This is a genomic window from uncultured Abiotrophia sp. (assembly GCF_963520105.1).
GTDB lineage: Bacteria > Bacillota > Bacilli > Lactobacillales > Aerococcaceae > Abiotrophia.
On record NZ_CAUQPN010000002.1, the window covers coordinates 1 to 26,030 of the forward strand.

Here is a 26,030-nt window from a genome sequence, read left to right on the forward strand (position 1 = left end):
TTAAACCACATGCTCCACCGCTTGTGCGGGTCCCCGTCAATTCCTTTGAGTTTCAGCCTTGCGGCCGTACTCCCCAGGCGGAGTGCTTATTGCGTTAACTCCAGCACTGAAGGGTGGAACCCCTCCAACACTTAGCACTCATCGTTTACGGCGTGGACTACCAGGGTATCTAATCCTGTTTGCTCCCCACGCTTTCGAGCCTCAGCGTCAGTTACAGACCAGAGAGCCGCCTTCGCCACTGGTGTTCCTCCATATATCTACGCATTTCACCGCTACACATGGAATTCCGCTCTCCTCTTCTGCACTCAAGTCTCCCAGTTTCCAATGACCCTCCACGGTTGAGCCGTGGGCTTTCACATCAGACTTAAAAGACCGCCTACACTCCCTTTACGCCCAATAAATCCGGACAACGCTCGCCACCTACGTATTACCGCGGCTGCTGGCACGTAGTTAGCCGTGGCTTTCTGGTTAGATACCGTCACACGCATAACAGTTACTCTATGCGCTGTTCTTCTCTAACAACAGAGCTTTACGATCCGAAGACCTTCTTCACTCACGCGGCGTTGCTCCGTCAGACTTGCGTCCATTGCGGAAGATTCCCTACTGCTGCCTCCCGTAGGAGTTTGGGCCGTGTCTCAGTCCCAATGTGGCCGATCACCCTCTCAGGTCGGCTATGCATCATCGCCTTGGTAGGCCTTTACCCTACCAACTAGCTAATGCACCGCGGGTCCATCTCTTAGCGATAGCTTGCGCCACCTTTCCTCACGGAATCATGTGATTCCATGTCCTATGCGGTATTAGCAGTCGTTTCCGACTGTTATCCCCCACTATGAGGTAGGTTACCCACGTGTTACTCACCCGTTCGCCACTCACCTTGACTTAGTGCAAGCACTTAGTCGCGGTTCGTTCGACTTGCATGTATTAGGCACGCCGCCAGCGTTCGTCCTGAGCCAGGATCAAACTCTCATGAAAAATTTCATAAGTCTACTTGACTCATTTCTTTACTAGCTTGTTTTTTACCCAGCTTGTCTGCTGCTGAATTGTTGGTTGTTCATCAAGTTTACCTCGATGACCCTCACATTCTTGGTGTGTCTTTGTTTAGTTTTCAATGTGCTCGTTGCCACCACGTGACAACTTCTATATATTAGCATGAATCCTTCTCTTCGTCAATACTTTTCCTACATTTTTTTCGCCTTTTATTAACTTTTTCTCCACCTACTATATCTAGTAGTTTTAATTTTTAGTCTTCCCTAAATATAGTGCTATAATTCTTTTTTTCTTAACTACTTTGCCTTTGGCTCCGTATAGCTATTCTCTACATTTTATAGCTTAAGCCATTGTGTATTACCACAATATATTGCCTATTCAATATATTAAAGGGGAAGCCCTAAAGCTTCCCCTTCAAAATTAATTGAATAGTCTGGTAAAGAACTGCCGAATTCCTTCTGCTAGACCGCTGAAGAAACGGCCAAGCCCGCGCCAAAACTTGGTCATAAAACCTGCTTCCTTAATGTCATGGCTGAGCTTGACACTGACACGGTTGGTCTTACTTGTAGGAAGAAACTGCATAGCATGTTGCTTAATAACTGCCTGCACCTGTCCAATTGCTTGTCCACCCGCTTGCGGCGCCTGAATATTCCAACCATTGTCAATGGCTGTCACTAGGTTAGAATCTGGCTCAAAGAGATAATCAATGCGAGGCGTGGTATCAACAATAGGAATTGCGAGGTCTAAATTTTCGCCATAATAGGCCTGTACTTGCTCAGGTTCACCATCGTGAGCTAACAATTGAGTAATCTGCGTGACCGAATCTCCTGTAGAGATAACGCGTTTAAGCTGATAGGTCCCATATACATAATCTAACAGTTTCTTACTATCATGATAGCTTTGAGCTGACTCGCTATTTCCTAGTGTGAGAACAATAACGCGAAAATTATCGCGCGCCATGGTCTGGACCGTTCCATAGCCATCGTGAGCTGTCGAGGCACTTAGTAGCCCATCAACTTGGTCATATTCATAGGCTTGGCCGGCTAACATTTGGTTGCTGTTATGCATCTCAAACTGATCATCAGTCCCTTGGCGGAAGAGCTTAGCAGCTATTTTGGTATTGTCTAAGAGTTCAGGATGGCGACTGACTAATTGGTAGCTTATAGCTGCTAGAATGATAGCATTGAGCTTATTCTGCTGCTTGCTTGCCACACCTTCTTCTTGTTCTACAAGGCCCATTAGATTAACAAGCTCAGGAACTAGGGCCTGCCACTCTCCTCGGTCAACCTCATCAATCTTATCTGAATCCACTAGTATGGATTGAACCTTGGCTTGCATTAAGTCTTGGAAAGCTTCTTTGCTACCTGCTGTGTGCTCAGCTAGGGCTAGGAGAGCCCCGTTAGCAGAGCCAATTTCAACCGCCTCTAAAAGTTCGGCGACAGAGTAATCTAAGTCTTGTCGTAACGGTACATTGGACAATTCATAATTTTGACTCAGGGCATAAGCCTCATCAGATAGGGTCACACGATCATCTAAATGAATGCTTTCTTGGTCTAGCGCATCATAGATGATTAGCAAACTAAGCAGCTTGGTCAAATTCCCTACTTCTAATAGTGCCATTGGATTCTTCTGATATAAAATTTGCCCACTAGCAGCATCTACCGCAATCGCAGACTGAGCGTTGAGATTTGGCTCTGTCCCAACTGCTTGAATAGCAGTTGTGGCTATAGCCTGTAGACCTAGCCATAGACCTAAAAAGGCTAGGAAGAAATTACGTTTTTTCATAGTACACCTTATTATTGGGGGGATTTTTGGGGGATTTCAATAGTAAAAATTGTTTCTTTTCCTTCTACCGTGGCATAAACATGGCCATGGTGAAGTTCGACGATATTACGGACGATGGCTAACCCTAAGCCTGTTCCAGGTTGGTTAGCACTGCGTGACTGATCAGCTCGATAGCTTCTTTGAAAAATGTCTTCTAATTCAGTCTTATCAAGCGGTTGTCCGTCGTTTTTAACTTTAAAATAAATATAGTCTTCCTCTTGATAAGCTAATAACTCAATATAATGTGCGCCAGCACCATATTTAAGTGCATTGGATAAAAGGTTATGGAAAACGCGCGCCATCTTATCGACATCAAAGCTAGCAAGCAGGTTCTGCGGCCGGATATCCAAGCGTAGTTCAATGGCTTTTTCTCTGGCGTTAAGTTCGAAGTCAGCCACTAACTGTTCCATGAAACGTAGTACCTGAACCTGAACTGGTCTGATTTCCGTTGTCGTCTGACGAGTAGCTGTATAAGTAAAGAGGTCCTGAACCAAGCTCTGCATCTGCTGGGCCTTCCGATAGGCAACGTGGGCATAACGGGCTAGTTCTTCCTGACTATGATATTGTTGGTTCTCAATCAAACCTAGGTAACCTATGACAGAAGTCAAAGGCGTACGGATATCATGTCCGATATTAGTAATAAGCTCATCCTTCGACTTTTCAATCTTCCGTTCTTCTTCAATGGCCTTGACCGTGCTATCTACCAAATGATTGATTGAGCTGACCACTTCATCCATCTCACCTAAGTCTGTCTGAGGAATACGAATCTCATAGTGGCCTTGCGCAATATATTTAAGATAGTCCAGAATGTGGGCTAACTTCATTTGATTAATGCGTCGCTTGACCCGCCAATTGGTGACAAGGATAGCAACCACACAGGAGGCAAGAGAAAAAATATAGACGGAGACAATAATTTGCTGGCGTGTTAAGCCTAGCATATGGCGTAGCGTGGTATCTAGGCCAAAGAAGTTTAATTTATAATCAATGGCTTGGCGATAGATCAAGAGAGCGCTGAGATAGAGTAAGAAGATTAAACTCATGGTAATAATGGCTTCTACGATGAGTTCGCTCCGCTCGCTTCGTGTCAAGCGCATGCTGAGTCGTTGAGGCGATTTTTTATCCTTATCCTTCAATCTTATAACCTACTCCCCATACGGTCTGAATGACACGTTCACCTTCTGTGGCCGCTTCAATCTTATCCCGCAAATGGCTGACATGGACCATAACCGTCTTGGCTGACACAATACTTTCTTGGTTCCAAACGGCTTCAAATATTTCTTCGGCACTAAAGACTTGGTTGGGATGGCTAGCCAAAAGATATAGAATACCAAATTCTAAAGCCGTCAGCTGAATGTCCTTATCCGTTAAGGTCTTTACTTCGTGGGAAGCGCGTCGAATAATTAAAGGGCCTATCTCAATAACATCCGGCTCTGCTACTTCCTTCTGATAGGTGGACTGGCGACGCAAGATGGATTTGACCCGCGCAATAATTTCTAATGGGTTGAATGGCTTGGTGACATAGTCATCAGCCCCACTGGTCAGTCCTTGAATCTTGTCTTGATCTGAACTTTTGGCGCTCAACATTAAGACGGGTGTCTCATAGTTTGCGGCACGTAACTTATCCAGTACCTGCATTCCATCAATTTTTGGCATCATAATATCCAAAATGATTAGGCCAATTTCATGGTCCACATCGTTTTTAATGTAACTTAAGGCTTGATGGCCGTTATAGGCCTTAATTACGTCGTAACCTTCATTATGAAGATAAATATTGAGTAATTCAACAATTTCGCGATCGTCATCTGCTACCAAAATTCGCATCTTGCTGTCCTCACTTTCTTATCAAGTCTCCTTCATTATACATCAAACCAGATGCCCTGTGTCTTAAGTTTTATTAAAAGTTATAGACAAAGAAAAGATGCCCCTAGGGGCATCTCATTTATAATCTTTAGCTACGAGAGTAGTTAGGTGATTCCTTGGTGATTTGAACGTCGTGTGGGTGAGACTCAATCAAGCCTGCACCACTCATGCGGATGAATTGCGCATCTTCACGCAGGGATTGGAGATTTGGTGTTCCACAGTAGCCCATACCTGAGCGAAGGCCCCCAATCATTTGGAAAACAATATCTGCTACGCTTCCCTTGTAGGCAACGCGACCTTCAATCCCTTCAGGTACACGTTTGTTGGCTTCGTTGGTAGCTTGGAAGTAACGGTCGCTTGAACCTTTTTCCATTGAAGCTAAGCTACCCATACCACGATAAACCTTGAAACGACGGCCTTGGTAGATTTCAAATTCACCTGGTGACTCGTCCGTACCAGCCAACATGCTCCCTAGCATGACCGCATGGCCGCCAGCGGCAAGGGCTTTAACGATATCCCCTGAATATTTAATCCCACCATCTGCAATAATAGCCTTGCCGTATTCTTTGGCAGCTGTCGCACAGTCATAAATAGCAGTTAATTGAGGCACACCAACACCGGCTACAACCCGGGTAGTACAGATAGAACCTGGTCCAATCCCGACTTTAACGACATCTACCCCTACTTCAAAGAGGTCCCGAGTGGCTTGAGCAGTTGCCACGTTACCAGCGATGATGGTGACATCTGGAAAGGTCTCACGAATTTCCTTAATCTTACGAATAACCCCAGCACTGTGGCCATGGGCAGTATCAATGACCAAAGCATCTACTTGCTCAGCAATGAGGGCACTTGCACGATCGAAAGTATCACTGGTAATCCCTACAGCTGCCGCAACTAAAAGGCGACCGTGTTGATCCTTGGCAGAGTTAGGGAATTGAATGACTTTCTCAATATCTTTAATGGTGATTAAGCCGGATAGTCGACCTGATTCGTCGACAATTGGTAATTTTTCAATCCGGTGTTGATGAAGAATCTTTTCTGCCTCTTCTAGGGTCGTCCCAACCGGAGCAGTTACCAATTTTTCATGCGTCATGTATTCCACAATCTTATGGCTATAATCTGGAATGAAACGGAGGTCACGGTTGGTAATAATCCCGACTAACTTACGGCTTTCAAGGCTCTCTACAATCGGTACCCCACTAATCCGATAACGGCTCATTAATTCTTCCGCATCCTCAATCGTATTGTCAGGTGTTAAATAGAAAGGATCGATGATGACGCCATTTTCTGAACGTTTTACCTTACGAACTTCTTCAGCCTGTTCTTGAATGGACATGTTTTTATGGATGACACCCAGTCCACCTTGACGGGCCATAGCGATTGCCATGGTCGAATCCGTCACAGTATCCATGCTAGCACTAATAATTGGAACATTCAATTTTAGATTAGGCGCTAACTCAACTCTTAAATCCACATCATTTGGCAATACCTCGCTGCGCGCTGGCACCAGCAAGACATCGTCAAATGTGTATCCTTCACGTACAAATTTTGTTTCCCAACCTGACATTCTATTTCCTCCTTTGACTTCTCAGCAACAGTTATTTTTAATAAAATACCACTTTCGCCCCTTAGGAGCAAGCCTAAAGGCTCATTCTTTTTAAATTCTAATCTTGTTGCTTTACTCTAATCTCCTAGATCTTGCATACTAAAAAACCGACTCAGTTTACGACTGAATCGGTCTTTCAATTTTGTTAGAAAAGGCCACCCTTGATATTCCACCGCTTTTTGAGATAGAAGCGCAAGAGGAAGGTTAAGCCCCCTATAATGAAGTAGATATCATATGGAAAGACTGGGTTGATAGCCGTTGGGAAGATGACGCTCGAGATGCTGACAGCAACAATCCACCCTAGCATAGCCAGAGAAGACACAGAGAAGTATTTAAAGTAGCCGCGCTTACCTTTAGGCGCATCCATGTCTGGTAGCACCTTGGACACAATCAGCATGGCAATCCCTGCCACTAAGTAGTTAACGATTAAGGTGATTAAGCCCATATTGTTGATTGTTGCTTCACTATGTTCCCCTTGACGCATAAGCGAGAAGCCCGTAATCAAAGTAAAGACAGATCCTAATAGCAAGCCACCATCGAGGGCAATCTTCCAATCGGCCGAGCGCTCGCCTTCGTCATCACTAGGAAACTGTTGTTCTAAGATAACAGCCGTACATTCAGTCGGCGTGCCGTATAATTGACGGGCAGTCTGCCCGGTCTGTTGGCCTTCTTCCAAGGTTTCGCACATTTCTTGATAGATTTGTTGGCGAATGGACTCGGTTAGATTAGCAGCCGCTAAGTTTCTATCTAAAGTCAACATGTATTGTTGGTTGCGTTTGGTTAAACGGCCAAAAATTTCTGACTCTGTTAAGCTGGCAGAAGCCTCCTCAACTGCAACCTCTGCTTCCGTCTCTACTTGCTCTGTTTGTTTAATTTCTTCAGTCATGATTTTTCCTCCTATAGGCTATACGTTAAAGCGGAACAGCATAATGTCGCCGTCTTGTACAACGTATTCTTTACCTTCTGAACGTACACGACCTGCTTCTTTGGCGGCCTGCATACTTTGGTAAGTGACTAAATCTTGATAAGAAACCGTCTCAGCTCGGATAAAGCCACGTTCAAAGTCAGAGTGAATAATCCCAGCTGCTTGTGGCGCCTTCATACCTTGTTTGAAGGTCCAAGCTCGAACTTCTTGTTCCCCAGCCGTAAAGTAAGTGGCTAGTCCTAAGAGGCTATAGACATGTTGGATAAGACGGTCCAAACCAGATTCTTGCAAACCGAAGTCTTCCAAGAAGACAGCCTTCTCTTCATCATCCAATTCAGCAATTTCTTCTTCCAAACGCGCACAAATTGGTACGACATCTGCACCTTGGCTAGCCGCTAGCTCGCGCACCTGAGCTAAATATGGGTTATCCGAAGGATCCACCACTTCATCTTCACCAATATTGGCAACGTAAAGCATCTTTTTGCGTGTCAAGAGGAAGAGGTTGCGTACATAAGGTAGTTGTTCATCGTAGAAGTCAACAGAATTAGCCAGTTGATTGTCTTCTAGCGCAGCTTTTAACTTTTCTAGAACCTCTAATTCCGCTACTGCATCTTTATCTTTAGATTTAGCTAGTTTGGCTACACGTCCAATGCGCTTATCGATGGTTTCCAAATCGGCCAGAATCAATTCTAGGTTAATAGTCTCAATATCTGAAAGTGGGTCTACCTTACCTGAAACGTGCGTAATATTGCCATCGGCAAAACAACGGACCACGTGACAAATGGCGTCAACTTGGCGAATATGGCTTAAGAACTTGTTACCCAGCCCCTCACCACGGCTTGCACCTTTTACAATCCCTGCGATGTCAGTAAATTCAATCGCCGTTGGCACTGTCTTTTTAGGTTTAACAAGTTTGGTAATTTCAATCAGACGTTGATCAGGAACTTCAACAATCCCGACGTTTGGATCGATGGTAGCGAAGGGATAGTTAGCCGCTTCGACACCTGCTTTTGTAATTGCATTGAATAGGGTAGATTTCCCAACGTTAGGAAGACCTACAATACCGGCTGTTAATGCCAATGTCATTCACTCTTTCTTTAGCTAGATTTTTTCGGGCGCTTTTTCTTTGATTTTCTTAAGTCGTTTTTCAAAGTCGCGCCGGGTTAAGGTCACAATATGTCCGCAGTGACAGCATTTGATTCGGATGTCCATGCCCATACGGATAATCTGCCAACGGTTAGTTTGGCAAGCATGAGGCTTTTTCATCTCGATAATGTCATGAAGATCATAGTCTTTTTGCATATGGTTTCCTCCTAGGCTTGAATTTGTAGCAAATCTAGGATACGCATGAGGTCAGATTCATCCATGTATTCAATCTCAATCTTACCCTTGTCACCCCGCTGTTGAATCAAGGCCATGGTGCCAAAACGTTCTTGCAGTTTTTGCTCGCAAGCTAAGATATAAGATGGCTTTTTGTCTGCTTTCTTGGTCTTTTTGATTTGTTTGGCTTGGGACTTCTCATTGAGTTGTTGTACCAAGTCTTCTAACTGACGGACTGTTAGTTGTTCCTTGATGACACGTTGTGCTAGGGTCACCAACTGCTTCTTATCCTTAAGTGACAGCAGGGTTCTTGCTTGGCCCATAGATAGTGCTTCTTTTTGAACCAATTTCTTCACTTCATCTGGTAAAGTTAAGAGTCGTAGATAATTGGCAATATAAGGCCGACTCTTTCCCATACGTTCAGCCACTTCTGCCTGGGTCAAATTCAACTTGTTCATGAGCATGTCGTAGGCTTCCGCCTCTTCCAGTGGACTCAAGTCCTCCCGTTGCAAGTTTTCCAAAACGGCAATCTCAATCATAACCCGTTCATCAAGTTGACGGACAATGGCCGGAATGGTGGTGAGCCCCGCTAGACGACTAGCTCTAACCCGACGTTCGCCGGCTACTAGTTCATAGCCTTTGATGGCTGACTTACGGACGATGATAGGTTGGAAGACGCCATTATTCCGAATGGAGTCGGCCAATTCATTGAGGGCATCTTCATTGAAATGCTTACGCGGCTGATGAGGGTTAGGGCGAATAGCCTCTAAGCTGATTTCTTCAACTTGTTCAAACTCAGATGGCGTTTCTTCTAAAGGGGTAAATAAGGCATCCATGCCCCGACCCAAACCACTTCGTTTTTGCTTAGGTTTTGGTTTATTAGCCATTTGCAGCCACCTCCTTGGCTAAGTCCATATACATTTCAGCTCCACGAGATTTTGGATCATAGTCAATGACTGACTGACCATAGGATGGCGCTTCAGAGAGTCGGACATTACGTGTAATGATTGTCTGATAGACTTTTTCTTGGAAATATTTACGCACTTCTTCAACCACTTCATAACCCAAATTGGTTCGAGCATCCAACATGGTCAAGAGTACGCCTTCAATCCGAAAGTTCTTATTATAGGTACGTTGAACCAAGCGAATAGTGTTCAAGAGTTGGCTCAAACCTTCTAAGGCATAGTATTCGCACTGTACTGGAATCAAGATGGTATCACTCGCTGTAAATGCATTGAGCGATAACTGGCCGAGTGATGGTGGACAATCTACTAAAATATAATCGTAGTCAGCCTTAATAGGTTCAATAGCCTGTTTGAGCCTTGATTCGCGGTGGTCTGCTGTTGCCAGTTCAATCTCTGCCCCAGCTAATTGGAGGGTAGACGGTAAAATCCAGAGATTCTCGCGAGAAGTAGGCAAGATAGCTCCCGCTGCTTCAATTTGATCGACTAGGACTTCGTAGACGCTTTGCTTAACGTCAGCTCGTTCAATCCCTAAACCACTGGTTGCATTCCCCTGTGAGTCCATATCAATAATCAGGACTTTCTTGCCTTGGAAAGCCAGGGCAGCTCCCAAGTTGACGGTAGTCGTTGTTTTACCAACGCCACCCTTCTGATTTCCGATTGCAATCATTCTTCCCATAGCTTACCTCCTAGGCTTTTATTGGATTCTTCGCAGGTTTACCTGCCTTACGCGGATACTTATTAGGCGTCTCTTTTGTTTTTTGAATCAGAATATAACGGCGGTCTGCTGACTCAACGGGTAACTGGTCTTCCGTTACCTTGATTAGTTTAGCTCCCAGAATGCTGATAGCAGCCCTAGCTTCTTCTAATTCTTGGTCAGATTTCTGTGCTTTTAACGCTAAAAACTGGCCTCCAATCTTAACTAAAGGAAGGCAGTATTCTGCTAGAACATTGAGGCTTGCGACCGCACGAGCTGTTACTAAGTCAAACTGTCCTCGATAGACAGGATTTTGCCCTACATCTTCGGCACGTCCATGGACACAGGATACCCCTTCTAAACCAAGTTCCTCAGCCAAATGTTCAATGAAGGTTAGACGCTTTTGGAGCGAATCGACAATAGTCACTTGTAACTCTGGATGCGCGATTTTTAATGGGATACTTGGAAATCCTGCGCCGGCCCCAACATCACAGAGTTGGAGGGCGTAATTATCCAAGGGCATATTCCATAGAGCCATTAAGCAGTCATAAAAATGCTTGAGGTAGACTTCTTCACGTTGGGTAATGGCTGTTAAGTTCATCTTCTCATTCCACTCAACCAAGAGTTGAAAATAGCGCTCAAATTGGGCAATTTGCTGGTCATTCAGCACTAGTCCATGTGCGGCGCATTGGGCAATAAATGTCTCTGGATTCATGGATGAGAGCCTTCTTTCTTGTGAATAATCCGTGAAACAAAAAAGTTTCACAACCACTATTTACTTTACCGTATATCCGAAAAAATAGCAACTGATAGCTGCCCATTTTTGTCTCTAATTAGGTCGAATGTTTCACGTGAAACAATAAAGGGACTGACTAGGTCAGTCCCTTTAAGATGTAAACTTAGGCTTCAACAACATGAACATTAAGTTTGGCGGTCACGTCATGATGTAACTTAGCCGCTACATGGTGGTGGCCTAAGGAAGCTAAGTTTTGTTCTAGCTGAATCTTGCGTTTATCAATACTGAGGTTATACTGTTTTTTAAGTTCTTCAGCGATTTGTTTCGATGGGATGGTCCCAAAGAGACGACCATCTGCGCCTGACTTTGCTTTAATTACAATCACAGTTTTTTCATCTTCGAGTTTTTCTTTAAGGTCTTTTGCTTGAGACAATTCTTCAGCCTCTAAGCGAGCCTTAGCTTTATTTTCAGCATTTAATTGATTAACTGCAGCATTATCAGCAAGTTTAGCTAAGCCATTCTTGATTAAGAAGTTACGGCCATAGCCCTCCGATACTTCAATCAATTGACCCTTTTTTCCTTGTTTTTTTACGTCTTGTAGTAAGATTACTTTCATCAACTTTCCTCCTTATTACGTTGAATGGTCTCTACTAAGTCCTGATAGACTTGATCAAGACTTGATTCCTTTATTTGAGTTGCAGCAGTAGTCAAATGACCACCCCCACCCATTTCTTCCATCAAGGTCTGGACATTAAGCCTACCCATGGAACGGGCACTAATCCCGATTGTTTGATCAGGGCGCTCAAATATAACAAAAGAAGCTTCTACTTTTTTAAGTGTTAGCATGACATCCGCTGCTTGAGAGGCTGTCACATTGTCATAAACTTTTCCCTCTTGAGCCTTAGCTACAATAATATCTTCACCGATATAATGGGCCTGAGCTATAATCTCGTTGCGCTCTAACAATCGCTTAAGATCTTCCTTAAGCAACTGCTGAATTAAGTGTTCATTAGCACCACGAGACTTAAGATAACTTGCTGCATCAAAAGTTCTCGACCCTGTGCGACTGGCAAAGTTATTAGTGTCCACAATAATACCAGCTAAGAGAGCTGTTGCCTCTGTTTTGTTCAGTGTTTCGTGACTGTTCCGCATATAGATGAAGAATTCCGTAACTAATTCTGATGTTGATGAGGCATAAGGCTCAATGAAGGTTAGAACTGGCTTAGTAGGGAAATCTTCACTTCGGCGGTGATGATCAATGATGACCACCTCATGCTCATTCACTAGTGGGCCAGCAGCAGATAAGCTAGGTCTGTGGTGATCCACCATGACAACGAGAGTACGATTATCAACAATCTCTTGAGCTTCCTCTAAACTAATGAATAGATTGGAGGCCTCATTCTTGATTGCAGGAAATTCAAGAAGCTGAGCCACATCATCAGATAACTCCTGGCGATCAAGGATAATTCTAGCAAATTTACCCTGTTGGCTTACTATTTTATGAATTCCTAAGGCTGACGCAACAGCATCCATATCAGGATATTTATGGCCCGCAATAATCACACGGTTGGCTTGTTCGACAGAGGTCAGCAGGGCCTGATAAACCAATTTAGAACGTGTAATTGAGCGTTTTTGGTTAACGTTCAACTTACCACCATAAAAACGGGCTTGTCCGTTGTGTGAGCGAACTACAGTCTGATCACCCCCACGCGCTAAAGCTAACTCTACATTAAGTTGAGCTTGATTGGCTAGTTCATCAAGCCCATAATAGGTGTCCTCTGAGTATGCAAGCCCTACACTTATCGATACAGGGATCGACTGTTTAGCTTCTGTTTCTTTTATGCTTTCTAGCGTTTTGAATTTATCCTTCTCCAACACATCTAGGGCTGCTTGATTAGCTAATACTAAAAATCGATCATCTTCTAAACGTTTGAGATAAAGGTTGAATTGATTGGCCCATTCTCGCAAACCATTTAATAGTTTAGCATCAAAGAGCGAAGTCTCACTGTCATCCATGGACTGTACTAATTCATCGTATTCGTCAATGAGCAAGTAGCCAAAGACTATACGATCATACGCTCTTTGAGCTACCATCTCATGTTCGGGCGTTTGATCAATAAAGTAAATCGCCTGATAGGACGGCTGATGTAGATAACGGTAAAACTTTTGATTTATCTCAATAGTTTGCCATTGTTTTTCTGGATTTTCTTGGTTTATAATTTCACCTAAACCTGAATGTAACTTAGCAAGTGGCTGTCCCAGAAGTTGTAGATTCCCATAATGATGCTGAAACTCTGGGTTAACCCAGGCTACCTCGTGCTTATTATTGTAGATAAGCACCGCAATAGGAGCACGATACAAGGCATCTTCTTGCGCTAAGTGCAAGGTTGGTGCCACACTAGAGTACTGCTGTTCTAAATATTGCATGTAACCTTCAAAATGATTAAATCCAATCAGTATGAATAAGAACATTAACACTAGCATCAGAAGTGCTATCCAAGGCATATAAGCAAGCGTTGCTAGAATAATAGAGAGATAAAAGACGGTAAAAAACAATACTGGCCACTTCATTGAAGAGCGGTCCAACAGTTTTATAAACTGCCTTATTCTATCTTTTTTCACTGTCCACCTCCTAGTAGTTTTATTCTCCTCTATTTTACCACATTTATTCTAGTTTCTCTAGTTGGCGAGGAATGTTTCACGTGAAACAAAAAAGACTAGAACCGAAGTTCTAGTCAGTAAAATTAGTCTTGTACAGTAAATGGTAAAAGACCCATAATCCGTGCACGTTTAATAGCAACGGTTAAAGCACGTTGGTGCTTCGCGCAAGTCCCAGTTACACGACGTGGTAAGATTTTCCCTTTTTCAGAAATGAAACGTTTGAGTAAATCTACGTCTTTGTAGTCAGGATGATCGATATGGTTTGCGCAGAAGAAACATACTTTTCTACGACGGCGACGGCCGCCACGGCGTTGTTGTTGTTCAGCCATATGTCATACTCCTTATTAATTCTTAGAATGGTAAATCATCTTCAGAAATATCAATTGGGTGACCTTCATCCATAAATGGAGAAGTATTTGATGAAGAAAATGATTGATTATAGTTATTTTGATTCATTTGTGGCTGTGATTGGTATCCGCCTCCACCACCTACACCATAAGCACTTGCTTGATGATCAGTATTTGGACTAGAGACAGGGCGTTGCTCAGTCACAGAGCGAGATTCTAGCAAGTCGAAGTTGTTAACAACCACTTCGGTTACATATACTCGTTGGCCTTGTTGATTATCGTATGAACGTGTTTGAAGACGTCCATCAATAGCAATCAAGGAACCTTTACGCGTGAAGTTAGCTAAGTTTTCAGCTGCCTTCCGCCAAATCACACACGAAATGAAGTCCGCTTCACGTTCACCTTGTTGGTTAGTAAAATTACGGTTAACCGCAATGGTAAAAGAACCGACTGCAGTGCCAGATGAGGTAAAACGTAATTCAACATCACGGGTTAAACGTCCGACTAATTGTACAGTATTCATGTTGGTTCCTCCCTCAAGATGTTTCACGTGAAACAATTAAGCTTCGACTTTGACGATCATGTGACGTAAGATGTCACGGTTGATTTTCGCAAGACGGTCGAATTCGTTAATGCCTTGTGCGTTTTCAGCGACAACATTCACGATATGGTAAATACCTTCTTTGTAGTCGTTGATTTCGTAAGCAAAACGTTTTTTCGCCCAGTCTTTCGATTCAACAACTTCAGTACCGTTCTCAGTTAAGATTGAATTGAAACGCTCGACCAATTCTTTCTTAGCATCATCTGTTAAATCAGGACGGATGATGTACAAGATTTCGTATTTAGTTGCTTGACTCATTGACTGCACCTCCTTTTGGACTATTGGCTCATAAAGAGCAAGGAGAGTATGGAAATAGTCACATACTCACATCTATTAATTATACGCGAGCCTAGCAAGAATTGCAAGCTATAATCAGAAGAATCTCCCATAAGTCTATTAACAAAAATATCCCCCAAAAAGGGGGATGGAGTTACTTAGCATTCCTGACGACACAACTTATAGCAAAAGTTCCCAATGATGGCCATGGCGATGGCACGCTGCAAGTATGGATTTCCTAAAATGGATAACCAAAGGCTGGTGCTTGATCCTATCGTGACTTCTATCAAAAGACTTAAGAGAAGGACAACAAGTAAAACCATATTGATTAGCCGATTAGGACGAGTACATGACATAAGAGTTTCCCCCTATTCTTTTTCTAATCCATTGTGACGATAGAGTAGAACGAAAACCAGACTAAGACCTAACAACCAAGCTAAAGCTACTAAGACTTCTCGCAGAGGCAAGCTAGCATCAGCAAAGTTACGCGCCCAACTGAAGAAGAAGTTAGTGTATAGATAGGGCGCAACCTTAGCCAAAGGTTCACTAAACATGGAATAGAAAGGAACCAAGATTAAAATCATCAAAGGGAAAATACTGTAGGCTGTAGCCTCAGATGAATTTTTAGCAAAAATCCCTGAAATAAAGCCAATAATAGATCCAGAAACAATGGTTGATAAGCTGACAATCCCATACTTAAGAAGAGATAAATCAGAAAAACTCATACCTGATAAAGGAATTAAGAGGTAGCTGAGTAACATTAAGAGAACAACCGTTGGCAGTAGGGTAGCAATGAGAAATTCTAAGCTTGTTACCGTTGAAGTCATCAAAACCCGCAAGGTTTTCTTTTCCTTTTCCTCAACTAAGCTCATCATGCCAGTCATGGCACTTCCCATCCCTGCGATAAAGATGAAACCCATGGAAATAATCATGATACTACGTACATTTCCTTGAGCAAATTCATCCGTTCGAGGCAAGATAAAATTCATAGCAACCGGCATAATCATACCCATTAACAAAATAGGTAAAATCTGCATATTAACAACGATTTGGTAGATTTTGAATTTTGAAATAGTCCAGATTTTGTGTAAGTTCATCATAGTAATTCTCTCCCTGTCTTAGCAATAAATACTTCTTCTAACGTTGGTTCATTGGAATGGATGGTTTCGACTAAATCTTGACTTAACCATTCATTCAGTTGCGCAATCCCTGCCGAGTCCTGATTAATAACTACCTGACTCTTATCTCTTAAGCCTACTTCTAACTTGCGTTCTCGCTTAAAGTTTAAGCAAGTATTTCTTGGCGTATCGAGCGAAACAATCTTCCCATCATTGAGAAGAGCCACTCGATCACAGAGTTTAGTCGCTTCTTCCATATTATGTGTTGTGAGGAAGATGGTGGTGCCTTCAGCTTGCACTTCCTTCAGTAACTTATGAATGGCTTGAGCAGTTGCTGGATCCAAACCGGAAGTTGGTTCATCTAGGAAGAGCACCTTAGGCGAATGGAGAAGGGCACGGGCCAATACTAGACGCTGACGCATCCCTTTCGATAAACGGCGAGCAAGTTTCTTCTTATCTTGAGCCAATCCAACGCGTTCAAGTAAGAAGTCAATCCGCTTCTTATCAACTTTAAGTAAATCGGCGAAAAACTTCATATTACGATAGACAGAAACATTTTCGTAGAGACCTGAGTTATCCGTGACGATTCCGACTTCCTGATAGATATCTTGAGTCAGAGCATCAGTTGCTATTCCTAATAATTTAGTTTCACCTGAACTAGCTAGTAGTTGACCGGTTAAGATTTTAATGGTGGTTGTTTTACCTGCACCCGATGGTCCTAAAAATCCAAAAATTTCTCCAGATTCAACTGAAAAATCTAAATGATTGAGCGCGGTTTGATTTTTAAATTGTTTGACGAGGTCGCGTACCTCGATAACAGATGTGTGTGACATGTGACTGCCTCCTTCTGATATTTGCTTTGATGACTATAGTCTACACCGACTTTTGACTTTTGACGCAAAAAGTCGCCCAATTGTACGGCCAAAAAGTCAAAAAGAGGCCCACTCGGCCCAAGTGTGGAAAAAACGGGCTGAGTGGTACCTCAGAAATGGCTATAATTCAATTAATTGTCGCAAAGAGTCCAATCGACTACGCGACAGAGGTAAGAGTGTTTCTTTAGGTTTCTTGAGAATCAGGGTATAAGAATTCTTAGAATAGGACACCAATTCGTTAATTCGCTGGAGATTAACCAGGTAAGATCGATGACATCTGAAGAAGCCAAAGTGCTTCAACTTATCTTCTAAGTCAGACAAGGTCATGGCAGTCGGATAAGAATCACCATTAACTTGAACAGTCGATACGCTATTAATGCTTTCAATATAATCTATTTCATTTGGATTAAAGTAAACAGTTTTATCACTGAGTTTGCAGGCAACCTTAAAGACGCGGTTGAGTTCAGTCGCCGTTAATTCCTCTGCTTCCTTACCTTCTGAATCCGATTCTTCCTCTGAAACATCTACCAATTCTAATCCATCTTGAACCTGGTAACGATAGGTCACGATATTAAGGAGAACTAATTCTTCTAGCGAGGTAGCCGTTATCAAGAGGGTTAGGGGTAGAGACTTGAGATAATCCAAAGCCTTAAGATAGAGCCCCACACCGTCATGACTTAAGAGCGAAATGGGACTTTCTAGGTAGAGCAAATCTGGTTGCTTAAGAGTAGCTCGTAGCAACTGCAAGCGATGACGCTGATCAGACGTCAAATCCTTGATACGATAATTTACTAAATCCGATAAGGCGAAGGCCTCATAGAGCTCTGACAAATTTCCAGCATAGCCAGTCAAACGACTAAAAAGAGTGACAGCTACTTTAACTGTCTGACCTTCATAGACTCCGTCATCTAAGCGACAGCTTGCCATCGACTTAAAACTACGGTTGATTTGACCGCTAGTTGGTCGCTCGCGCTCCACCAAAAGCTCATAGAATATTTGCCGTTCATCTTGCGTGAACTTAATTCCTAGATGCTGCCTTGCTTCAATACTAAAATTCAAATCCTTGAGTAACATGCCATTCTGCGACTGCTTCATCACATCTTGCCATTCACATAACTTCATGGCCTCATCCTCCTTTTATAGATAGAGTCGATTCCGTTTTTGTCGATAAGAAATTGTCAAAACAATCAGACTAGCTAGTAGCCAAACGCCATAAACCAACAAATCTATCCCCAAACCACCATAATCTAAATGAAGTAACCAGGCATTGGCACGTCCAGTATAAAAATAAGGCATCAATCCTGCTAAATGGTCATTCATTCTACTAAATAAAGGAATAAAGGCTATGGCTAACATGGGGACTATACTTGCAGCATTTGCTGTTGCAGACCGATCAAAGATTAAACCAAAAATCAATCCCAAGATACTAGAAATTAGAAAGCACATACCAAAATGGAAAATCATGCCAAAAATAGAGCCTAAATACTGATAATCTAGGTTCATTAAAGGCAAGCTTATCATTACTGTCACCCACATAGTAATCTGTGTCATAATGACTAGGGACAGTAAATAAACCCAAGGCCTAACATGACTATCTAATAAAATACGTAAAGTTTTATGCTCCTTATCCTCAGTTAAATTCAACATAGCAAGCGTAATAGGAGACACGCTACCTAAAAAGGAAAAAAACATAATCATAACAAAGCCTTGTCGTTCTATAGAACTCACATCGTTTGGAAGAATAAAATTCATTATTACTGGATATAAAATCGTTATATATATCATAGGTGATATTTTGACAGACGCAAAACTCTGCTTAAATTTTACTCCAACCAGAGTCCAGACTTGTTGCCAAGTTTTCATGGGATAATCCCCCTCTCTCAAAACCTTTCTCTAAGTCTTAATCTTATCCCTTCTTAACTATCATGTCAAATTATGCTAAGACAACAAAAGAAGTTGGCTCCCAATAAAGGGACCCAACTTCTTGATTGAACTTCTTATTCTTCTTCAGAATCCGAGTCATCCTTGGCTTCTTCGGTATCTACTTCCGTTTCAGCCAGTTCTTGAGTTTCTTCACCTGTCTTCATGATCTTGGTAATAGAACTTACCTTAGCTCCATCATCTAGACGAATCATTTTGACCCCAAGGGTAGCGCGTGAAGTGACAGAGATGCTAGCAATATTGAAGCGGATTACAACCCCTTGATCTGTCATGACCATGAGGTCCTCATCGCCTTCGGTCGCTACGATACCAGCAAGCTGACCAGATTTAGCAGAAATATTAGAGGTCTTAATCCCTTTACCGCCTCGGTTCTTAACAGCATACTCGCTAGCTGGGGTTTGCTTACCATAACCACGCTCGGTTACAACTAAGACATTAGATTCAGGGTTTAAGACGGCAGCCCCAACGACATAGTCACCCTCACGCAGTTTCATCCCACGAACACCAGTCGCTGTCCGGCCCATGATACGGGCATCTGTTTCTGAGAAAGTCATAGCATAACCATTGTGACTTCCGATAATAATGTTTTGCTGACCATTCGTCACTAGGACGTTGATTAATTCATCGTCTTCGCGCATGTTAAGGGCAATCAAACCATTATTGCGGATGTTGGCATAGGCGTTAACGTCAGAACGCTTCACAATCCCATTCTTGGTTACAAAGAAGAGGTATTGATTTTCTTCACTTGGATGAAGGGCAATGATTTCCTTAACGTATTCTTCCTTCTCGATATTGAGGAGGTTGACCACTGGAATCCCCTTGGCAGTCCGACCATACTCAGGAATATCATAACCTTTACTTTGGTAGACCTTCCCTTTATTGGTGAAGAAGAGTAGGCTGTCGTGAGTCGAGCAAGAAACAAGGGTCTGGATATTATCATTATCACTCATACCCATACCTTTGACCCCACGGCCACCACGGTTTTGGACTTGGAATTCATCCTGGGTCATACGTTTGATGTAACCATTAGAGGTCAAGGCAATCAAGACATCTTCTTCCTCAATCAAGTCTTCATCTTCGATACTGGTTAATTCGCCAACACGTAATTCCGTCCGACGCTCACCTGGGAAGCGATTCTTGATATCTGCCAATTCGTCTTCAATAATGGCCATAATGTTAGCTTCTGAACTCAAAATTTCAGTTAAGCGACGAATTAATTCCATCAAATCGTTATATTCTGCTTCAATCTTCTCACGTTCCAAACCAGTCAAGCGAGCTAGACGCATGTCTAGGATCGCTTGGGCCTGAATTGGCGAGAATTCAAAACGTTCAATTAACTGAGCCTTGGCTACTTCTGTATCGTGAGAGCCACGAATAATGGCAATAATCTCATCAATGAAGTCTAATGCCTTACGCAAACCTTCTAAGATGTGAGCACGATCTTCGGCTTTGCGTTTTTCAAACTCAGTCCGACGACGAATAACTTCGATTTGGTATTCCAAATATTTGGTCAAGATTTCCTTGAGGCTCATAATCTTTGGAACACCTTTGTCAATGGCTAACATATTGAAGCCAAACGTAACTTGAAGGGCAGTGTATTTATAGAGATTGTTGAGCACGACATTGGCACTGGTGTCGCGTCTTACTTCTACGACAATCCGCATACCTTCACGGCCTGATTCATCGGCCACATAGGTAATCCCTTCAATTTTTTTCTCCCGAGCTAATTCGGCAATCCGTTCTACTAACTTAGCCTTGTTGACCCCATAGGGAATCTCGGTCACAACAATTCGTTCCTTGTCATGAGCCATTTGCTCGATTTCGACGCGACTGCGAACAATAATCTTGCCTTTACCAGTTTGATAGGCCTTGCGGATACCTGATTTACCCATGACAATCCCACCTGTTGGAAAGTCAGGTCCAGGTAAAGCTTCCATCAGCTCATTAACTGACACCTCTGGATTTTTCATCAAGAGGCTGAGGGCATCAATGGTTTCGCCTAAGTTATGAGGCGGAATATTGGTTGCCATCCCGACCGCAATCCCGGCTGCCCCGTTGACTAAGACGTTAGGGAAACGAGAGGGAAGAGTTACAGGTTCTTTTTCTTCTTGAGAATAGTTGTCCTTGAAATCAACGGTATCCTTATTGATATCTTTGAGCATTTCCATGGCAATCTTAGACATACGCGCTTCAGTATACCGCATCGCGGCTGCCCCGTCGCCATCGACAGAACCAAAGTTACCATGCCCATCAACTAGTAGTTCCCGATAACTAAAAGGTTGGGCCATCCGGACCATGGCTTCATAAATCGCCGAGTCCCCGTGTGGGTGATATTTACCCATAACGTCCCCGACGATACGAGCAGATTTCTTATAAGGTTTATCCGGAGTAACTCCCATTTCATTCATCCCGTAGAGAATACGGCGGTGAACCGGCTTAAGTCCGTCACGTACATCAGGCAAAGCCCGAGAAACGATGACGCTCATAGCATAATCTAGGAAGGAAGTCCGCATCTCGTTAGAGAGATTGACGACCTCATAATTATGCGGTGTATGATCAAAGCTTTCACTCATACTATTAGTTCCTTTCTCCTTGTCGCAGCCTGCTAGATATCAAGGTTTTCGACATAGACAGCATTATCTTCAATGAAGGCCCGCCGTGGTTCTACATCGTCACCCATCAACATTTCCAGGACGGCTTCCGCTTCAATAGCATCTTCCACCGTCACCTGTAACATACGGCGATTTTCTGGATTCATGGTTGTTTCCCATAATTGATCTTCGTTCATTTCCCCAAGACCCTTATAGCGCTGAATAGTGTAGCGCGCGTTAGGATTTTCTTCTTGCCACTCCTTGAGTTCTGCATCAGTATCTAGGTAAATAGCACGCTTACCTTGTTTAACTTGATAGAGCGGTGGTTTAGCAATATAAACATAACCTGCATCTAAAAGTGGACGCATATAGCGATAAATCAAGGTCAGGAGTAGGGTTCTGATGTGAGCCCCATCGACGTCCGCATCGGTCATAAGAATAAGTTTATGATAACGAGCTTTAGCGACATCGAATTCTCCCCCGAAGCCAGTCCCCATGGCAGTAAAGAGGGAACGAATTTCTTCGTTATTAAGGATTTTATCCATGGAGGCTTTTTCAACGTTAAGAATTTTACCACGAATAGGTAAAATGGCTTGGTACATACGCGAACGACCCTGCTTAGCCGAACCGCCGGCTGAGTCCCCCTCGACGATAAATAATTCGCAGAGTTCAGCTTCACGGCTAGAACAGTCAGCTAATTTACCAGGTAGGTTACTAATTTCCATGACTGACTTACGTCTTGTCATTTCCCGTGCACGCTTAGCCGCCATACGAGCCTTAGCCGCTAAAATCCCTTTATCGACAATAATGCGTGCCACTTTAGGATTTTCCATCAGGTAAACATCAAACCCATTGGAGAAGAGTCGGTCTGTGATAGCCCGTACTTCAGAGTTACCTAATTTTGTCTTGGTTTGCCCCTCAAATTGAGGATCTGGGTGTTTGATAGAGAGAACCAAGGTTAAGCCTTCACGGACATCTTCACCGGTTAGGTTCTCGTCATTATCCTTGATTAAGTTCATCTTACGGGCATAATCATTGATAACCCGCGTTAAACCAGTCTTAAAGCCGGCTTCATGAGACCCACCCTCATGGGTGTGAATATTGTTGGCAAAGGACAGAATGGTTGTATGATAACTATCCGTATACTGCATGGAAATTTCGACTTGGATATCATCGACTTCGCCTTCAATGTAAATTGGTTCTTCAAAAATTGGCGTCTTATGTTGATTAAGATGTTGTACATAGCTCTTAATCCCACCCTCATAGTGGAAGCTATCTTTTTCTTCTTGATCCAGACGCTTATCTTCAATGGTAATCCGCAAACCCTTGTTAAGAAAGGCTAACTCGCGAATCCGTTTCTTCAAACGATCATATTCAAAGACCGTTGTTTCAGTAAAGATAGCAGGGTCTGGTAAAAAGTTGACCTTGGTCCCTGTTTCTGTAGCTTGACCGATAACTTCGAGGTCGCCTTCAACGGCTCCACGGTGGTAACGTTGTTGATAGAGTTTCCCGTCACGCGAAACTTGAACGGTTAATTCAGTAGACAAGGCGTTTACGACAGATGCCCCCACACCGTGGAGACCACCCGACACCTTATAACCGCCACCGCCAAATTTACCACCGGCATGGAGGACCGTAAAAACTGTCTCAACCGCTGGACGGCCTGTTTGAGGTTGAATATCAACAGGAATCCCCCGCCCATTATCTTGAACGGTAATACTATTATTGGCTTCAATGGTTACTTCGATATGGTCACAATAACCAGCCAAGGCTTCGTCGATTGAGTTATCCACAATTTCCCAAACTAAATGGTGTAAACCAACAATCGAGGTAGACCCGATATACATACCGGGACGCTTGCGGACGGCTTCTAAACCTTCTAAGACCTGAATCTGACCCGCATCATACTGTTGGGGTGCTTGCATTTGTTCCGTCATAGTGTTCTCCTTTACTGATGTTACCTGCTGAGATATAGAAAATCTCGGCATGAGGCAACTGATGTAGTTTAAGGCCCTTAATCGTCGCAGTCGTCAGGATGGTTTGGACCTTATCTTTAATATAAGACATCAAAATATGTTGGCGATCGTCATCTAGCTCTGATAAGACATCATCTAAGAGTAGAACGGGATATTCGCCTCGTGCTTGTTTAATGAGCTCAATTTCAGCCAGTTTTAAACTCAAGACAATGGTACGTTGCTGACCCTGAGATCCGAAGAATTGGGCTTTTTTATCATTTACATAGGTCATAAAATCATCGCGGTGAGGCCCAAACAAGGTCGTTCCTTGATCACGCTCACGACTGGCATAAGTGCTAGCTTGATCGAGGAGTTGCTTGATTCTTTCCTCTAAGGTTAAAGGCTGATAAACTTGGCTACCATTGACATATTCAAGATGTAACTGGTCACGACCATTGGATAGATTCTGATGGATAGGACTAGCGATTTGCCCTAATTTTTCAAGAAATTCCATGCGATATTGAATCAAATGAGCACCTTCTTGGCATAGTTGCTCAGTCAAAATTTCAAAGAAGACTTGATCGAATTTCTTGCCTCGTCCCTCCTGCTTGAGGTAGCTATTGCGCTGTTTAAGCAAACGCTGGTAGGTTAAGAGGTGATTAAGATAAATGGGATTGGCCTGACCTAACTCGATATCTAGGAAACGACGCCGTAAATTAGGTGCCCCCTTGATTAGTTGCATATCTTCTGGCGCAAATAGCACCGTATTGAATTGCCCCACAAAATGGCTAAGCTTCGATTGATCTAAATAATTAACCTGAGCTACCTTGCCTTTTTTGGTCAAGGTTAAAGCCAGGGGAATTTCATAGTTCTTGGTTTCAATAACCGCTTCAATCCGCGCCTGTTCTTGGTCCCACTCAATCATTTCGCTATCATGATTCGTTCGGTGACTTTTAGCCAAGGACAAGAGAAAAATCGATTCTAAGAGGTTAGTCTTGCCCTGGGCATTTTCACCTGTCAGAATAGTTAAACCCGGTCCTAGGCAAAGCTCAATCCCTTGGTAATTCCGAAAATGGCTTAACTTTAAGGTCTTAAGCTTCATCTGCAACCATCAAGGCATCAAAATCCAAAGCCGGAATGGTGACCTGATCCCCTGGATAGAGCTTGCGCCCTCGGCGTGTTTCTTGCTCCTGATTCACCAAGACCTTTTCTTCTGACAGAAACCATTTGGCTTGGCCACCTGTTGCAATGATGCCTTCATTTTTCAATACCTGTCCTAGGGTAATGAAATCTGACTCAATGCTTATTTCTTGTCTTGCCATTTTATCACCTTAACCTATCTTGATTTTAGACCTTTACCCTCTAATTATACTCTTTTTTGTCGATTTAAGCAATTTTTCTGGCAAATAAGCCCAATAGTTAGCTAAATAAAAAAACGCCTAAAAAGGCGTTTTTTTTCAGTTTTAGATTTTTAAGCGTGGTGAGTACGGATTGGCGTTAAGAGTTGGATCAAGTCATTATGACCTTCTTCAACTTTATCTTCGCGGAGCAATAATGGCCGTTCACCTGAGATAAAGCCTAATTTAATGGTGGTATCACCAAATGATTTGACGGCATCACGCATGTAATCAGGGTTGAAGGCAATGGTTAAGTCGTCCCCTTCCAAGCTATCATAGCTTAACTCTTCGGTAGACTGACCAATTGAAATACCTTGTACTAGAAGCGCCACACTGCCTTGACTCATTTTGAGTTGAACCACATTAGACTTAGCCACATGAACTAAGAGCGCTGCCCGCTCCAAAGCCTGGCTGAAGGATTGGGTGTTGACGGTTAATTCTGTATTGTAAGTAGTTGGAATTAAGCGGCTAGTATCTGGGAAAGTTCCCTCTAGTAAACGAGAGTAAATGACTAGATTATCAAAATGGAAAACTAGTTGCTGAGCCATAACATAAAAAGTCACGTTAGTTTCGTCATCTAAGATACGAGTCAACTCAATCACTGTTTTTTTAGGAATGGTAATATTCAGCCCCTTGAGACTTGGATTTAGATCCTTAATTGGAATATCGCGTTTACTCAAACGATGACTATCAGTTGCGACCCCAGTCAAGTAACCATCATGGAAAGAAAGGTTCAAACCAGTTAAAATTGGACGGTTTTCTTGGTTAGAGGCAGAGAAGATAGTTTGGTTGATTAACTTCTTAAATAGTAGACCTGGTAAGGTGACAGGCTTATCTTCATCTGTTTCCGGTAAGACAGGGTATTGGCTACTGTCGACCCCTTGGATAGTAAAGACCGCTTTACCTGATGTTAATTGAACATTATAGTGGTCTTGAACTTCAATCTCTACCTGATTAGTTGGTAGCTTGCGCACAATATCAATGAAGAGGCGTGCTGATAAGACAATACTACCTAGTCTAGTAACTTGAAGTTGGGCTGCCTCTTGGCTTGTTTCAATGACACTTTCAATGGAAATGCTAGCGTCACTACCGGTTAAAATCAGACGATCTGATTTTAGTTCTAACTTCATACCAGTTAAGACAGGAATAGCTGCTTTACCTGGAATAGCTCGTGCTACATGGTTGAGTTGATTAATGAAGTAATCACGGTTAATCGAAAAATGCATGGTGGTCGACTCCTTTTATTCATAAATATAATAAGATAAATATATATAGTCTTCTTCATCATAAGGCTTGTGGATTCTGTGGAAGACTGTCTTGAGTGGGAAGATAAAGGGATTTTTACATGTGGAAA

General features: G+C 42.9%; 24 protein-coding genes and 1 rRNA gene. All 25 read right to left on the reverse strand.

The window, feature by feature from the left end:
- Window positions 1-972, reverse strand: a 16S ribosomal RNA gene (locus RWO08_RS03125); the annotation flags it as partial.
- A gap of 435 nt (window positions 973-1,407) precedes the next feature.
- Window positions 1,408-2,772 (reverse strand): D-alanyl-D-alanine carboxypeptidase family protein, encoded by a 1,365-nt coding sequence (locus RWO08_RS03130; RefSeq protein ID WP_306486126.1) that lies wholly within the window; start codon window positions 2,770-2,772, stop codon window positions 1,408-1,410.
- Window positions 2,773-2,783: 11 nt separating this feature from the next.
- Window positions 2,784-3,905 (reverse strand): cell wall metabolism sensor histidine kinase WalK, encoded by a 1,122-nt coding sequence (locus RWO08_RS03135; protein ID WP_306486127.1) that lies wholly within the window; start codon window positions 3,903-3,905, stop codon window positions 2,784-2,786.
- A gap of 28 nt (window positions 3,906-3,933) precedes the next feature.
- Window positions 3,934-4,632: a response regulator transcription factor gene (locus RWO08_RS03140; protein ID WP_291430494.1), complete on the reverse strand. Its 699-nt coding sequence runs from the start codon at window positions 4,630-4,632 to the stop codon at window positions 3,934-3,936.
- A 127-nt stretch (window positions 4,633-4,759) separates the two neighbouring features.
- Window positions 4,760-6,238, reverse strand: coding sequence for an IMP dehydrogenase (guaB, locus tag RWO08_RS03145; RefSeq protein ID WP_306486128.1), 1,479 nt, complete (start codon window positions 6,236-6,238; stop codon window positions 4,760-4,762).
- Window positions 6,239-6,422: 184 nt separating this feature from the next.
- On the reverse strand, window positions 6,423-7,163 hold the full coding sequence (locus RWO08_RS03150; protein ID WP_083316328.1) for a DUF1129 domain-containing protein: 741 nt from the start codon (window positions 7,161-7,163) through the stop codon (window positions 6,423-6,425).
- A gap of 18 nt (window positions 7,164-7,181) precedes the next feature.
- The gene (ychF, locus tag RWO08_RS03155) at window positions 7,182-8,282 is read right to left on the reverse strand and encodes a redox-regulated ATPase YchF (protein WP_070756487.1); all 1,101 of its coding nucleotides are present in this window, start codon (window positions 8,280-8,282) and stop codon (window positions 7,182-7,184) included.
- 21 nt (window positions 8,283-8,303) lie between these two features.
- Window positions 8,304-8,504 carry a DUF951 domain-containing protein gene (locus tag RWO08_RS03160; protein WP_023392593.1) on the reverse strand — a complete coding sequence of 67 codons (201 nt, stop codon included), beginning with the start codon at window positions 8,502-8,504 and terminating at the stop codon, window positions 8,304-8,306.
- A gap of 11 nt (window positions 8,505-8,515) precedes the next feature.
- The gene (locus RWO08_RS03165; protein WP_070756482.1) at window positions 8,516-9,409 is read right to left on the reverse strand and encodes a ParB/RepB/Spo0J family partition protein; all 894 of its coding nucleotides are present in this window, start codon (window positions 9,407-9,409) and stop codon (window positions 8,516-8,518) included.
- Window positions 9,402-10,163, reverse strand: a complete 762-nt coding sequence (locus tag RWO08_RS03170) for a ParA family protein (protein WP_023392591.1) — start codon at window positions 10,161-10,163, stop codon at window positions 9,402-9,404. The genes RWO08_RS03165 and RWO08_RS03170 overlap by 8 nt, the downstream gene beginning before the upstream one ends.
- A gap of 10 nt (window positions 10,164-10,173) precedes the next feature.
- The gene (rsmG, locus tag RWO08_RS03175) at window positions 10,174-10,896 is read right to left on the reverse strand and encodes a 16S rRNA (guanine(527)-N(7))-methyltransferase RsmG (RefSeq protein ID WP_023392590.1); all 723 of its coding nucleotides are present in this window, start codon (window positions 10,894-10,896) and stop codon (window positions 10,174-10,176) included.
- A gap of 184 nt (window positions 10,897-11,080) precedes the next feature.
- Complete coding sequence (gene rplI / locus RWO08_RS03180) at window positions 11,081-11,533, reverse strand: 50S ribosomal protein L9 (RefSeq protein ID WP_306486131.1); 453 nt, start codon at window positions 11,531-11,533, stop codon at window positions 11,081-11,083.
- The gene (locus tag RWO08_RS03185) at window positions 11,533-13,389 is read right to left on the reverse strand and encodes a DHH family phosphoesterase (protein WP_314211217.1); all 1,857 of its coding nucleotides are present in this window, start codon (window positions 13,387-13,389) and stop codon (window positions 11,533-11,535) included. The genes rplI and RWO08_RS03185 overlap by 1 nt, the downstream gene beginning before the upstream one ends.
- A 272-nt stretch (window positions 13,390-13,661) precedes the next feature.
- Complete coding sequence (gene rpsR / locus RWO08_RS03190) at window positions 13,662-13,907, reverse strand: 30S ribosomal protein S18 (RefSeq protein WP_023392587.1); 246 nt, start codon at window positions 13,905-13,907, stop codon at window positions 13,662-13,664.
- A 22-nt stretch (window positions 13,908-13,929) separates the two neighbouring features.
- Window positions 13,930-14,448 (reverse strand): single-stranded DNA-binding protein, encoded by a 519-nt coding sequence (gene ssb / locus RWO08_RS03195; RefSeq protein ID WP_314211218.1) that lies wholly within the window; start codon window positions 14,446-14,448, stop codon window positions 13,930-13,932.
- Between the two features lie 36 nt (window positions 14,449-14,484).
- On the reverse strand, window positions 14,485-14,784 hold the full coding sequence (gene rpsF / locus RWO08_RS03200) for a 30S ribosomal protein S6 (protein ID WP_070756477.1): 300 nt from the start codon (window positions 14,782-14,784) through the stop codon (window positions 14,485-14,487).
- Window positions 14,785-15,170: 386 nt separating this feature from the next.
- A complete protein-coding gene (locus RWO08_RS03205; RefSeq protein ID WP_311468041.1) occupies window positions 15,171-15,902 on the reverse strand; it encodes a hypothetical protein in 732 nt (243 codons plus the stop codon).
- Entirely contained in the window at window positions 15,899-16,753 is an 855-nt protein-coding gene (locus RWO08_RS03210; protein ID WP_314211219.1) for an ABC transporter ATP-binding protein, read from the reverse strand. Before RWO08_RS03210 ends, RWO08_RS03205 begins: the two co-directional genes overlap by 4 nt.
- A gap of 159 nt (window positions 16,754-16,912) precedes the next feature.
- Window positions 16,913-17,914, reverse strand: coding sequence for a LytTR family DNA-binding domain-containing protein (locus RWO08_RS03215; RefSeq protein ID WP_291454707.1), 1,002 nt, complete (start codon window positions 17,912-17,914; stop codon window positions 16,913-16,915).
- 15 nt (window positions 17,915-17,929) lie between these two features.
- A complete protein-coding gene (locus RWO08_RS03220) occupies window positions 17,930-18,655 on the reverse strand; it encodes an ABC transporter permease (protein ID WP_291430485.1) in 726 nt (241 codons plus the stop codon).
- Between the two features lie 134 nt (window positions 18,656-18,789).
- On the reverse strand, window positions 18,790-21,306 hold the full coding sequence (gene gyrA, locus RWO08_RS03225) for a DNA gyrase subunit A (RefSeq protein WP_311466450.1): 2,517 nt from the start codon (window positions 21,304-21,306) through the stop codon (window positions 18,790-18,792).
- A 32-nt stretch (window positions 21,307-21,338) separates the two neighbouring features.
- Window positions 21,339-23,261 carry a DNA topoisomerase (ATP-hydrolyzing) subunit B gene (gyrB, locus tag RWO08_RS03230; protein WP_070756471.1) on the reverse strand — a complete coding sequence of 641 codons (1,923 nt, stop codon included), beginning with the start codon at window positions 23,259-23,261 and terminating at the stop codon, window positions 21,339-21,341.
- On the reverse strand, window positions 23,227-24,381 hold the full coding sequence (recF, locus tag RWO08_RS03235; protein WP_311466453.1) for a DNA replication/repair protein RecF: 1,155 nt from the start codon (window positions 24,379-24,381) through the stop codon (window positions 23,227-23,229). The genes gyrB and recF overlap by 35 nt, the downstream gene beginning before the upstream one ends.
- A complete protein-coding gene (gene yaaA, locus RWO08_RS03240; RefSeq protein ID WP_023392577.1) occupies window positions 24,371-24,601 on the reverse strand; it encodes a S4 domain-containing protein YaaA in 231 nt (76 codons plus the stop codon). The genes recF and yaaA overlap by 11 nt, the downstream gene beginning before the upstream one ends.
- A 149-nt stretch (window positions 24,602-24,750) precedes the next feature.
- The gene (gene dnaN, locus RWO08_RS03245) at window positions 24,751-25,902 is read right to left on the reverse strand and encodes a DNA polymerase III subunit beta (RefSeq protein WP_291454894.1); all 1,152 of its coding nucleotides are present in this window, start codon (window positions 25,900-25,902) and stop codon (window positions 24,751-24,753) included.
- Between the last annotated feature and the right edge of the window lie 128 nt (window positions 25,903-26,030).